Here is a 12,487-nt window from a genome sequence, read left to right on the forward strand (position 1 = left end):
CCTGCGCTCTTTGCCCCGGCCCCGGAAAAGTTATGCCTTCCTGCCAAAACCCTCTGTAGGGCCTCCATTGGCCCCCATGAGGGCGGCGCCCGCCGCAGCACAATAAAAACCCCGCAGCTCCCGGTGAATACCGGAGGCCGCGGGGTCTTTTTGTGCTTATGAGGCTTTCAGGGGGCAGGGGAATCAGCGGGTAGCTTCATACTCCTTGCGGTAACCCTCCAGCTCCTTCTCGTTGCCGTAGACGAAGTGACCATTGGCAATTTCCTGCCAAACGGGCTTGTCGGTGCTGTAGTCGTGAATCGACGGATCATACACCAGCAGCTTTTTCTTCTTCTCCAGGCTGGGGTCCGGGATGGGCACAGCCGACAGCAGGGCTTTGGTGTAGGGGTGCAGCGGATGACGGAACAGTTCTTCCGTCTCGGCCAGCTCCACGATACGGCCCTTGCTGATGACGGCGATGCGGTCCGAGATGAACCGGACCACCGACAGGTCGTGGGCGATGAACAGGTAGGTCAGCCCGCGGGACGCCTTGAGGTTGTTCAGCAGGTTGAGCACCTGAGCACGGATCGACACGTCCAGCGCCGAGATGGGTTCGTCTGCCACGATGAACTCAGGCTCCATAATCAGAGCACGGGCAATGCCGATGCGCTGGCGCTGGCCGCCCGAGAACTCGTGGGGGAAACGGGATGCAAACTCGGGCAGCAGGCCCACCTCGTGCAGGGCAGCCATGACCTTTTCGTGCAGGTCATTCTGGTCCTTGTACAGGTGAAAGTTCAGCAGGCCCTCGGCAATGATATACTCCACCTTGGCGCGCTCGTTCAGCGAGGCCATGGGGTCCTGGAAGATCATCTGGCATTTGCGGATGACTTCCTGGTCCAGCTCCTTGGGGATCTTGCCGTTGATCTTGCGGCCCTTGAACAGGATGTCGCCGGCCGAAGTGGGGTTGATGCGGGTGATGGCGCGACCGATGGTGGTCTTGCCCGAGCCGCTCTCACCCACCAGGGAGAAGGTCTCGCCCTTGTAGATGTCGAAGTTGACGTGGTCAACGGCCACGAACTTCTTGCGCCCCGAGCCGAAGGAGATCTGGAGGTCCTTGATCTCAATGAGCTTTTCTCTCTCAGCCATTGGTGTGGTCCTCCATCATTTTCTTGCGCAGGTTCTGGATCGAGTGGGGGCGCTCCACTTTGGGGGCCCGGGGGTCCAGATACCAGGTCTTGGCGGCGTGGGTGGGCGAAACCTCAAAGAAGGGAGGCTCCTTGACAAAGTCGATGGCCAGAGCCTTCTTGTTCCGGGGTGCGAAGGCATCGCCGTGAATCTCGTTGAAGAGGTTCGGCGGGGTGCCGTCGATGGTGGGCAGAGCCTCGCCCTTGACGCCCAGCTGCGGCAGAGCCTGCAGCAGAGCCCAGGTGTAGGGGTGCCATGCGTCGTAGAAGATCTCCTCCACGGTGCCGTACTCCACAATCTGGCCGGCGTACATGACGGCCACACGGTCGGCCACGTTGGCCACAACGCCCAGGTCATGGGTGATGTAGATGACCGACATGCCCAGATCCTTCTGCAGATCGCGGATCAGCTGCAGGATCTGCGCCTGAATCGTCACGTCCAGCGCGGTGGTGGGCTCGTCGCAGATCAGGACCTGCGGCTTGCAGGCGGCGGCGATGGCGATGACCACGCGCTGCCGCATGCCGCCCGAAAACTCATGGGGGTACTGATTGTACCGGCGCTCGGGGTCGGGGATGCCGACCTTGCCCAGCATCTCGATGGCAGCCTTCTTGGCGGCTTCGCCCTTCAGGCCCTGGTGCAGCTCGATGCTCTCCTGAATCTGTTTGCCGATTTTCTTCAGCGGGTTCAGGCTGGTCATCGGGTCCTGCATGACCATCGAAATCTTCTTGCCGCGGATATTCAGCCATTCCTTTTCGGTGAACTTGGCCATATCGCGGTCTTCAAACATGATGCTGCCGCCGGTGATCTTGCCGTTGGCGTCCAGCATGCCCACAAAGGTCTTGGTAAAGACCGATTTGCCCGAGCCGCTCTCGCCCACGATGGCGAGGGTCTCGCCTTCGTACAGGTCCAGGGAGCACTTGCGGATAGCCTTCAGCGTCCGGCCGCGCAGGCTGAACTGAATCTCCACGTCACGGGCAGAGATAATCGCTTTTTTATCCATTGTTGTTTATCTCTCCCATCTGTTAAACGTGATTGCGCGGGTCGGCTGCGTCCGAGAATGCGTTGCCCATGATATAGAAGGAAACCGAGATGATGGACACGATGGACGCGGGGAAGATCAGCAGGTACGGATAATCCAGGAAGAAGGTGCGAACCTTTGCCAGCAACAGGCCCAGCGACGGGGTCTCGATGCCCAGGCCCAGGCCCAGATAGGACAGGGTGGACTCCATGTTGATGGTGTAAGGAATGTTCAGCGCCGTCTGCAGGATGATGACCGACACCAGGTAGGGCAGGATGTTCTTGGTCAGAACACGCCACAGCGGGGTGCCCAGGCACCGGGAAGCCAGGTTGTACTCCCGGTCACGGTACATGAACACCATGTTGCGCACCCGGCGCGCCGTCTGGAACCAACCGATGAAGATCATGGACACAGCCATGATGGTGAAGCTCTGGCCCACCATCAGGGCGATCAGGGTCATATAGATGATATAGGGAATGCTGTCGAACAGGTTATAAATTTCGGTGAACAACCGGTCCAGCTTGCGCACATAACCCCAGATCAGACCGAAGATGACGCCCACAATGCACTCGCCGGTGGCCACGACCAGGGCCAGGCGGATGGAAATCTGGGTGGCGTACCACACCTGGCACCAGTAGTCACGGCCCAGGTTGTCGGTACCAAACCAGAACTCCGAGTTGGGTTTGGTGAAAGCCGGCGCAGTGTCCGGGATCAGAGTGGCGTAGTCGTACTTGCCGATGACCAGTGCGATGAAGGAGAACACCACCAGAGCCAGGAACAGGATCAGGAAAAACACTGCAACCTTGTTTTTCAGAAAGTTGCGGAACACCGAGCCCCAGTAGGAATAGTTGGAGTAACCGATGCGCTCGGCCTCTTCGGGCGAGTACTCCACGACGTAAAACAGTTCGTCGTCGGTCTTGCCCGCAAAATCCGATGCTTTTGCCATCAGCGGTTGCCCCCTTTCTCTGCGATGGTGATGCGCGGGTCAACGAGCATCATCAGAATGTCGCCAAGGAAGATGCCCACGATGCTCAGCGCGGCGTAGAACATGACCAGAGTCTGGACGACGCTGGTGTCGTACCGCTGGATGGCATCGGTCAGCAGGGGACCCATGCCGGGAACGGAGAAGAACCGCTCCATCAGCAGCGAGCCGCTGATGGTCAGCAGCAGGGACTGAGGCATGAACTGGACCATGGGCACCAGTGCGTTGCGCAGCACGTGGCGGAACATGATCTGGCTGTAGCTCAGGCCCTTGACCTTGGCCAGTTTGATATAGTCACGGGTCAGCTCGTCCACCATATAGCGGCGCATCCACAGCGCATAGCTGGCCGTGGAAGCCATGGATAGACAGATGACCGGCAGCACGCTGGACGGCCCCAAGTTTCGGGTGGAGTACAGCGTGGGCATGCCAAACACCGTGGAGCCGATGACCAGCACCAGGGAGTACATGACCAGCGCCGGGACGGCGTTCACCAGGACGGTGTACACCGTGCCCAGCCAGTCCACAAACTTGCCCTTGAAAGCGGCCTGCGCCACACCGATGATGATGCCGCAGACCCAGGAAATGCAGAATGCGATTGCGCCCAGACGCAGGGAAACGCCCAACCGGTCGCCGATGACACGGGTGACAGCGATGCCGCTTTGAATTCTCCGCGAGGTACCGAAGTCCAGGTGGAGTAACTGCCCATAAAAGCGGACCAGCTGTTCCCCGATGGGGTCCAGAAGACCGGCGGCTTCCAGTGCTGCGTTCTTCTGCTCCGGGGTGAACTTCATCAACTGGTCTTCAGTGAAGTAGTAGTCCGTGGGCAGCATCCGCAGCAGCAGGAAGACGACGGTAACGGCGATCAGAATGGTGATAAACGACTGAAACAGCCGTTTAGCGGTGTATTTCAGCATTAAGCCTTCATGGCTGCCTCATAAGCAGCCGCGAGTTCTTCATACTGCTCCGTGGTATAGGCTTCCTCGGAGGTCTCCCAGTCAACGTACTTGTAGTTGCAGATGCCGTACATAGCGTTGATCTTGGAGTAATCGTTGACGTGGGTCAGGCAGAGCAGAACTTCGTACTGAGCCGGCATGGTCAGGCAGTTCTCCAGCATATAAGCCTCGGCGGTGGCAAAGGCCTCGTAGCGGGCGTCGATGTCGTCGACGATGGCGTCAGCCTCGTGGACCAGGCGCTCAAACTCCTGGTAGGTGGCGATCAGGTCAGCCTGCCAGTCGGCGGGGCCTTCCTCAAAGACCTTGGCGATATAGCTGTAGTTCCAGCTGTAGTAAGCGTTGGCGTCGGTCAGGGTCTCCTGGCCCAGGAAGTTGATGGGATCGCCGAAGTCAGCGCCCCAGCCGTTCTGGATATAGCTGTGACGGTGAGCGTTGACGACCTCCTTGGTGACGCTGGAGACGTACTCGCCCACATCCAGAACGATGAAGTCGTCGCCGAAGCAGTCGGAGAAAGCCTGCTTCATGACGGCAGCGCTGTCCTGAGCGGAGGTGTTGCCGGACAGGATATAGTTCCAGCAGTGGACAGGGAAGGTGACGCCGATGGCGCTCAGCTCTTCCATGGCCTGCTTCTTCAGAGCGGAAATGTCGCCGCCGTTGGCGCGCAGACGGATCATGGTCTCGCCGTCGTACTCGCCGTAGCCCATCTTCTTGCTGACCAGGCTGGTGTACTCAACACCCTGGGTGTTGTAGCAGACGCCGCGCATGGTGTAGTAGTCGTTCTCGCACTTCAGGGGGTTGATGGGGTTGGTACGGGCGTAGTAACGGGTCAGATCCAGGCCCTGCATGAAGCACTGACGGAAAGCAGTGTTGGCGATGGCCTTGTTCCAGTTGTCGTCGGGGGTGCCGTCGTCGTTGAAGCGCTGATAGTTGAAGTGGAACTGATAGCTGTACTTCTTGGGCTGGCGCTCGCACAGCTGGTTGTTGAACTCGTTGCTGGAGTCGTTCTGGATCTGGGTCACGGTGGACTCGGTCAGCTCGATCTCGTCCAGCTCACGGTTCTGGTACAGCTGGTAGCCGGTGACCATATCGGTCAGCATGGTGACGACCACGCGCTCGAAGCGGCTGTGATCGTTGGCGCCGTACCAGTTGGGGTTGGGGATGAAGCTCTTGGTGTTGGACTGAACGAACTCCTCGATCAGGTACGGACCGCAGTACCACATCTCAGCGTAGGTGGCGGCGCGGAAGCCCTCGATGCCCAGCTCGTTGATCAGTTCCTCCGAAGCGGGGTAGAAGCAGACATAACCTGCAACGGTGTCGAAGTAGGGGCAGGGATTCTTGCAGGTGAAGACCAGGGTGTAATCGTCCGGAGCCTCAATGCCCACGCCGTGGTCCAGCATGTCCTGATAGGTCAGGTCAGCAGCGGCATCGCCCTGCTCCACGGTGTACTCATAGTACTCCTCAGCGCCTGCGATGGTCTGCAGGGGCATGGAGGTGTTGAAAGCGGAGTTCTTGAACTGGTTCAGAACCCACTCGGAGCCCACCAGGAAGTCCTTGGAAGTGATGTGGCCCTTGACCTCACCGTTGACGTCGCACCAATCCACATCCTCGCGCAGGTGGAAGGTCCAGACGGAAGCGTCCTCGTTGTGCTCCCAGCTCTCGGCGATGGCGGCCACGGGCTTGCCGTAGCAGTCGGCGCTCAGCAGGCCGTCCACACAGTTGGTCAGGACGTTGAAGTCGGAAGCGTTCTGGCTGTACAGGACGTTCCAGCTCTCGATCTCACGGACGTTGGACTCGTAGCTGTACACCTCAGTCAGGCCGCCGGTGGTGGCAGTGCTGCCCGAAGCAGCGCCCGAGGTGCTGCCCGAAGCGGTGGAGCTGGAGCTGCCGCATGCGGCCAGCAGACCAGCGGCGCCCACAGCGCCTGCGCCCTTCAAAAAGGAGCGGCGGCTAAATGCATGAGGTTCATAGTTTGCGTTCATGTGTTGTATCCTCCCTGTTATTCTTCGTGTCACGGCAAGAGTTGCAGATTTTGCCTGTTCCCATTCCTGCGGCGGTTGCAGAGTCAGTGTATTGCCAACGAATACAAAAAGGCCCAAATACAGACCTCAGCGTCTGTATCTGTGCCCCGCCGCAGAATCCTTAACACACAGGTATTCTACCATCATAAAGGGCGGATGTCAAGAAAACAGGCGGCGCTCAGGCCAACAAATTGCCCCTTCAGGGCGAAAAAGAGTGAAAAAAAGGTGAAAATGAGTGAGCTGCTTTCATCTTGCACCTGTAAAATGTGCAAAAGAATCGTGCTTGATGCACGAGGACAAAATGTGCGCCCGCGGCGCACAGGACGGCGGGTGACTATCTTTTTGGCGCAAAACGTGTTACAATACAGACATTGCCGCTGTGGTGCAGGCCATTGCCCGGGCTGCAAAACCAAGGATGAGGTACGATTGGTCATGAAGAAACTTTTTTCCATTTATAAAAAGGATATGTTCCGCGCGATCCTGTATAAAACGGTGACACGCGCATCCGTCGCCCTGTGCGTCTGCCTGCTGTGGGAACGTTTTTTAAGCGACGGACACTTCACCATCTGGGAAGCCCCCTGCCTGGCGGTGGGGGCGATCTTCCTGGGGTGGGCCTGGCTCAGCTACCTGCGGCTGGACGGGGTCCGGGTTCCCTTCCTGGACCGGGACAAGCTGTCGTCGGAACGCGGACAGCGCCGCAGCCACGCCAGCCACACCATGGCGGACTTTGCCGACGAGAAGATCGTCTCCTTTGACGAGCTGTCCCCGGAGGAAAAGTCCTTTTGCAGCATGCTGTCCAGCCTGATCCTGGGGGTCCCCATGACCGCCATCGGGCTTCTGGCCGGCGTTCTGTGAGGAGGGCGGCCATGGCAGACAAGACAAAGCGCCTGGTGGTGGGGGTGCTGGCCCACGTGGACTCGGGCAAGACCACCCTGTCCGAGGCCATGCTCTACCGGGCCGGGGCCATCCGCAAACTGGGCCGTGTGGATCACCGGGACGCCTTCCTGGACACCGACAGCCTGGAGCGGGCCCGGGGCATCACGATTTTTTCCAAACAGGCCCTGTTCGAGACTGAAAACGCCCGCATCACCTGGCTGGATACGCCGGGCCACGTGGATTTCTCGGCGGAGGCGGAGCGCACGGTCCAGGTGCTGGACTATGCGGTGCTGGTCATCAGCGGCCCCGACGGGGTCCAGAGCCACACCGAGACCATCTGGTCCCTGCTGCGGCGGTGCCGGGTGCCCACCTTCCTCTTTATAAATAAGATGGACCTGCCCGGCCCCGGCCGGGATGCCCTGCTGGACCAGCTGCGCCGGCGGCTGGGGGAGGGCTTTGTGGATTTCGGCGCCGATGAGGACCAGCGCAATGAGGCCCTGGCCCTCTGCGATGAACATTTGATGGACGCCTACCTGGCCGGGGAACCCCTGGCCGAAACCGACATCGTCACCGCCATTGCCCGGCGGCACGTCTTTCCCTGCTGGTTCGGCTCAGCCCTCAAGGTGGATGGGGTGGACGCCCTGCTGGAAGGCCTGGACCGCTGGACCCGGCCTGCCCCGGCAGGAGAACACTTCGGGGCCAAGGTGTTCAAGGTCTCCCAGGACGACCAGGGAGCCCGCCTCACCTGGCTGCGGGTTACCGGCGGCGTCCTGAAAGTCAAGGATACCCTGTCCGGCGGCCCCGAGGGAGAGGGCTGGTCCGCCAAGGCCGACCAGCTGCGGCTGTATTCTGGGGCCAAGTATACCCTGGCCAATGAGGTGGTTCCCGGCCAGGTCTGCGCCGTCACCGGCCTCACCGGGGCCAAGCCCGGAGAGGGTCTGGGGGCCGAGCGGGACGCCGGGGACCCCCTGCTGGAACCGGTCCTCACCTACCAGGTGATTTTGCCCCAGGGGGCGGACGTTCATACCGCCCTGGCCAACCTCCGCCGCATTGAGGAGGAGGAACCCGAGCTCCATGTGGTGTGGGATGAGACCCTGGGCCAGATTCACATTCGGCTGATGGGCGAAATTCAGCTGGAAGTGCTGCAGAGCCTGCTGTCCCGCCGGTTCGGGCTGGACGTCACCTTCGGTGAGGGCGGCATCCTTTATAAAGAGACCATTGCCGAGGCGGTGGAGGGGGTGGGCCACTATGAGCCCCTGCGCCACTACGCCGAAGTGCATTTGAAGATGGAGCCCCTGCCCCCGGGCAGCGGCATCCAGTACGATATCGACTGCCGGGAGGAAGTTCTGGCCCGGAACTGGCAGCGGCTGGTCATCGCCAACCTGGAGGAAAAGGAACACCGGGGCATCCTCACCGGCGCGCCCCTCACCGACGTGAAAATCACCCTCATCGCCGGCCGGGCCCACCTCAAGCACACCGAGGGCGGCGACTTCCGCCAGGCGGCGCTGCGGGCGGTGCGTCAGGGCCTGATGATGACCAAAAACGTCCTGCTGGAGCCCTGGTATCACTTCCGGCTGGAACTGCCCGCCCAGAACCTGGGCCGGGCCATGAATGACATCCAGCAGATGGAGGGAACCTTCGGTCCCGCCGGCCAGGAAGGGGAGATTGCCATTCTGGAGGGTTCGGCGCCGGTCAGCGGCCTGCGGGGTTATCCCCGGGAGCTGGCGGGCTATACCCATGGCCGGGGCCGCCTGACCCTCACCCCCGACAGCTACCGCCCCTGCCGCAACGCCGCCGATCTCATCGCCGCGTCGGGCTATGACCCCGAGCGGGACCTGGAAAACCCCGCCGACTCGGTGTTCTGCGCCCACGGCGCCGGGTATGTGGTGCCCTGGGACAAGGTGCGGGAGCATATGCACGTGGAAAGCGGCTGGGGCAAGGCCAAGCCCGCCCGGGCCGAGGACCCGCAGCCGGTGCGGCGGGCGGCGGCCTTCCGGGCCTCCCTGGAAAACGACGCCGAGCTGATGAAAATCTTCGAGCAGACCTATGGCCCCATCAAGCGGGACCCTCTGGCGGCCTTCCGCCCGGTCAAGAACGACCGGCCCGATTTCAACGCCGAACAGTGGAAGGTGCTGCCGGAATATCTGCTGGTGGACGGCTACAATATTATCTTTGCCTGGGATGACCTGTCCGCCCTGGCCAGGGACAACCTGGCCTCGGCCCGCCAGAAGCTGATGGACATTCTGTGCAACTATCAGGGATTCAAGCAGTGCGTGCTGATCCTGGTGTTTGATGCCTACCGGGTGCCGGGCAGCCCCGGCTCCATCGAGCAGTACCACAACATCCATGTGGTCTACACCCGGGAGGCCGAGACGGCGGATATGTTCATCGAGCGGGTCACCCATGAAATCGGCCGGGAGCGCCGGGTCCGGGTGGCCACCTCGGACGGCATGGAACAGGTGATTATCCTGGGCCACGGGGCGTACCGGCTGTCGGCCCGTCAGTTCCGGGAGGAAGTGGACGAGGTGGAGCGGGAGATCCGCGCCCTGATCCGTCAGGAGGAGTGACCATGGAGCATCTTTGTGAGGAATTCGTCTTTTCCTGCATCGCCCCCCGGGCGCAGGAGAGCCATAAGGGCAGCTACGGCCACCTGCTGGAGGTGGCAGGCAGCCGCCGCTATCGGGGCGCCGCCGGCCTGGCCGCCGAGGGGGCCCTGCGCACCGGCGCGGGCATTGTAACCCTGGCGTCGGTGGAGCCGGTGCTGGCGGCGGTGGCCGCCCGCCTGCCCGAATGCTGCCTGCTGCCCTGCCGGGAAAGCGAGGAGGGCGGCATCCACGCCGGGGAGGCGGACAACCTGTCCCAGGCCCTTCAGAAGGCCACCGTCCTCCTGATGGGCCCCGGCATGGGCAACACCACCCACACCCAAAACCTGGTCCGCCGCCTGGTGGGAGAGGCCAGGGGAACGGTGGTGCTGGACGCCGACGGCCTGAACGCCGCCGCGGCTTTGATGGCAGCCGGGGAACCCCTGCCCCGCCCGGCGGGCAGCCTGATTTTGACCCCTCACCCGGGGGAGATGTCCCGCCTCACCGGCCTGACCATGGCAGAAATCGCCGCCGACCCCGCCGGGACGGCGGTGGGCTTTGCGGCCAAGTGGGGCTGCACCCTGGTGCTGAAGGGCCACCGCACCCTGATCGCCGCGCCGGATGGCCGCCTGTGGCAGAACACCACCGGCAATGCGGGCCTTTCCCGGGGCGGCAGCGGGGACGTGCTGGCGGGCATGGTCAGCGGGCTGGCGGCCTGCGGCCTGCCTGCCCCGGAGGCGGCGGCCTGTGCCGTCTGGCTCCATGGAGCCGCCGCCGACCGCACTGCCGGACGTCTGGGCCAGTATGGGATGCTTCCCCACGACATTCTGGCCGATCTGGGCGAAATCTTCGCAGAGCATGACCGATAAAACCAACAGCGTGCCGCAGAAAAACGGCACGCTGTTTTTGCGTCAGGGTTTGGGCTGTTCCAGGGCCAGCAGGGCGGCTTTGCGGTCCAGCCCGCCGGCGTAGCCGGTGAGGCGGCCCGAGCTGCCCACCACCCGGTGGCAGGGGATGATGATGCCGATGGGATTGCAGTGGCAGGCGCCGCCCACCGCCCGGGAAGCTTTGGGCCGGCCCACCGCCGCCGCAATCTGGCCATAGGTCCGGGTTTCGCCGTAGGGGATGGCCTGCAACGCCTCCCACACCGCCCGCTGAAAGGCGGTGCCCTCGGGGGCCAGGGGCAGGTCAAACACCCGGCGGGAACCCGCAAAATATTCTTCCAGCTGCCGCCGGGCCTCGGCCAGCAGCGGGGTGGGGCAGGGGGCTTCCTCCCCGGTGAGGGGAGCGCAGAAGTTCACCGCCGCCAGGGCGTCCCCCTCCTGGGCCAGACAGAGGGGGCCAAAGGGACTGTTCCAGTGCCAGAGAACCAAAAACACCGCTTCCTTTCTGGTAAAAATATGCTATACTTTTACCATAGCACAAACCACATTGTTTGGAAAGGGGCGGTTTTATGCTCAGGGCACTGGAAGCCATTCTTGCAGAAAGTAAAAACATCGTCTTTTTCGGCGGCGCAGGGGTCAGCACCGAATCGGGCATCCCGGATTTCCGCAGCGTGGACGGGCTGTACCACCAGACCTACGACTACCCGCCCGAGACCATCCTCAGCCATACCTTCTGGGAGCAGAACCCGGAGGAATTCTATCGCTTTTACCGCAACAAGATGATTGTCCGGGGAGCCAAACCCAATGCGGCCCATCTCCGGCTGGCCAAACTGGAGTGGGAAGGCAAGCTGAAAGCGGTGGTCACCCAGAACATCGACGGACTGCATCAGGCTGCCGGTTCCCAAAAGGTCTATGAGCTCCACGGCAGCGTTCTGCGGAACTACTGCGTCCGCTGCGGCAAGTTCTACGATGTGGAGTTCATCGCCAATAGCACCGGGGTGCCCCGATGCACCGACTGCGGCGGCATCGTCAAGCCCGACGTGGTCCTCTATGAGGAATGCCTGGACGAGTCCACCATGGCGGGGGCCGTTGCGGCCATCCGCCGGGCCGATACCCTCATCATCGGAGGCACCAGCCTGGTGGTCTATCCTGCGGCGGGGCTGATCCGGTATTTCCAGGGCCGGCACTTGGTAGTGATCAATATGCAGCCCACCGGGGCCGACCGTTCCGCCGACCTGTGCATCGCCAAGCCCATCGGCCAGGTGCTCAGCGAGGACATTGACCTGGACGCCGCCGACACCGTCTGACAAAAAGCATCCGGTCCTCTCTGGTAGAATATCCGGTGCAGGCGTACGGCCTGCAGGAAGGGGATCGGATTCATTATGTTGCATCTTTGTGAGCCGGCGGTGCAGCCGCGCCGCCTTTCGGCCGAGGAATTTTGTATGCTGGCCCGGCGGGAGGCCTCCAGCCTGTACCGCCCCCGCAGCGAGGTGCTGCGGATGCTGGCGGTGGGGCAGGCTTTTGGGGTCTGCGGGCCCCGCGGGGAGCCCCTGGCCGCCATGATTGAGCTGCCCCTCACCGCCGACGTGGAAGCCGCGGCGGCGCTGCGGCAGTTTCTGGGCCGTCAGGGTCTGGGCCGGGGTTCGGTGCTGGCCCCGCCGGTGGGGGACCGCAGCCTGCTGCCCGAGCTTTTGGGGGCGGCGCTGGTGCCGGCCTGCCGCCATGCGGGGGCGGGCCCGGTGTGGGCGGTGCTGGAGTCCACACCCGACGCCGAGGATTTATTGCCCGCCTATCTGGATGCAGGGCTGGCCCTGCGGGCGCTGCGGCCCCTGAACGGGCTCTCGCCCTGCTGGCTGTTCAGCCGGGTGCCGGGGATGAACCGGGCCGAGCCGGTGTGGGTGCCGCTGGCGGACCGGGCGCGGCTGGCGGCTCTGCTGAGCCGGGGCTGGTCGGCGGTGGGCAGCGAAACCACCGCCGGGGCCACCACGCTGGCCCTCTGCCCGGTGTAAA

At 62.5% G+C, this 12,487-nt stretch carries 12 protein-coding genes; 5 read left to right on the forward strand and 7 right to left on the reverse strand.

All coding sequences use genetic code 11. The features are described from left to right. Nucleotides 1-183: 183 nt before the first annotated feature. The 6 genes from B5G28_RS00755 to B5G28_RS14355 form a co-directional block, all read right to left on the reverse strand. Nucleotides 184-1,125: an ATP-binding cassette domain-containing protein gene (locus B5G28_RS00755; protein WP_087245429.1), complete on the reverse strand. Its 942-nt coding sequence runs from the start codon at nt 1,123-1,125 to the stop codon at nt 184-186. Further along, nucleotides 1,118-2,164 (reverse strand): ABC transporter ATP-binding protein, encoded by a 1,047-nt coding sequence (locus B5G28_RS00760; RefSeq protein ID WP_087245432.1) that lies wholly within the window; start codon nt 2,162-2,164, stop codon nt 1,118-1,120. The genes B5G28_RS00755 and B5G28_RS00760 overlap by 8 nt, the downstream gene beginning before the upstream one ends. Nucleotides 2,165-2,186: 22 nt before the next feature. Further along, nucleotides 2,187-3,128 carry an ABC transporter permease gene (locus B5G28_RS00765; protein WP_087245434.1) on the reverse strand — a complete coding sequence of 314 codons (942 nt, stop codon included), beginning with the start codon at nt 3,126-3,128 and terminating at the stop codon, nt 2,187-2,189. Then, nucleotides 3,128-4,078: an ABC transporter permease gene (locus B5G28_RS00770; RefSeq protein WP_087245436.1), complete on the reverse strand. Its 951-nt coding sequence runs from the start codon at nt 4,076-4,078 to the stop codon at nt 3,128-3,130. Before B5G28_RS00770 ends, B5G28_RS00765 begins: the two co-directional genes overlap by 1 nt. Then, on the reverse strand, nt 4,078-6,096 hold the full coding sequence (locus B5G28_RS00775; RefSeq protein WP_087245437.1) for an ABC transporter substrate-binding protein: 2,019 nt from the start codon (nt 6,094-6,096) through the stop codon (nt 4,078-4,080). Before B5G28_RS00775 ends, B5G28_RS00770 begins: the two co-directional genes overlap by 1 nt. Nucleotides 6,097-6,278: 182 nt before the next feature. After that, nucleotides 6,279-6,569 (reverse strand): hypothetical protein, encoded by a 291-nt coding sequence (locus B5G28_RS14355; RefSeq protein ID WP_144066502.1) that lies wholly within the window; start codon nt 6,567-6,569, stop codon nt 6,279-6,281. Between B5G28_RS14355 and B5G28_RS00780 the strand changes: the two genes are divergently transcribed. From B5G28_RS00780 to B5G28_RS00790, 3 genes are read left to right on the forward strand one after another with little or no spacing between them, the layout of a single operon-like run. After that, on the forward strand, nt 6,568-6,990 hold the full coding sequence (locus tag B5G28_RS00780) for a hypothetical protein (protein ID WP_087245439.1): 423 nt from the start codon (nt 6,568-6,570) through the stop codon (nt 6,988-6,990). The two genes, B5G28_RS14355 and B5G28_RS00780, sit on opposite strands and share 2 nt — an antisense overlap. 11 nt (nt 6,991-7,001) lie before the next feature. Next, the gene (locus B5G28_RS00785; protein WP_087245441.1) at nt 7,002-9,578 is read left to right on the forward strand and encodes a TetM/TetW/TetO/TetS family tetracycline resistance ribosomal protection protein; all 2,577 of its coding nucleotides are present in this window, start codon (nt 7,002-7,004) and stop codon (nt 9,576-9,578) included. Between the two features lie 2 nt (nt 9,579-9,580). Next, nucleotides 9,581-10,462 carry an NAD(P)H-hydrate dehydratase gene (locus tag B5G28_RS00790; RefSeq protein WP_087245443.1) on the forward strand — a complete coding sequence of 294 codons (882 nt, stop codon included), beginning with the start codon at nt 9,581-9,583 and terminating at the stop codon, nt 10,460-10,462. A gap of 42 nt (nt 10,463-10,504) precedes the next feature. Here the strand turns inward: B5G28_RS00790 and B5G28_RS00795 are convergent, their stop codons facing one another. Continuing rightward, nucleotides 10,505-10,966 carry a methylated-DNA--[protein]-cysteine S-methyltransferase gene (locus B5G28_RS00795; RefSeq protein ID WP_087245445.1) on the reverse strand — a complete coding sequence of 154 codons (462 nt, stop codon included), beginning with the start codon at nt 10,964-10,966 and terminating at the stop codon, nt 10,505-10,507. An 80-nt stretch (nt 10,967-11,046) separates the two neighbouring features. Between B5G28_RS00795 and B5G28_RS00800 the strand changes: the two genes are divergently transcribed. Further along, complete coding sequence (locus tag B5G28_RS00800) at nt 11,047-11,784, forward strand: NAD-dependent protein deacylase (protein WP_087245447.1); 738 nt, start codon at nt 11,047-11,049, stop codon at nt 11,782-11,784. Nucleotides 11,785-11,859: 75 nt separating this feature from the next. Continuing rightward, nucleotides 11,860-12,486 carry a hypothetical protein gene (locus B5G28_RS00805; RefSeq protein WP_087245449.1) on the forward strand — a complete coding sequence of 209 codons (627 nt, stop codon included), beginning with the start codon at nt 11,860-11,862 and terminating at the stop codon, nt 12,484-12,486. The last annotated feature ends 1 nt before the right edge of the window (nt 12,487 follow it).

Source organism: Faecalibacterium sp. An77, from assembly GCF_002161315.1.
GTDB lineage: Bacteria > Bacillota > Clostridia > Oscillospirales > Ruminococcaceae > Faecalibacterium.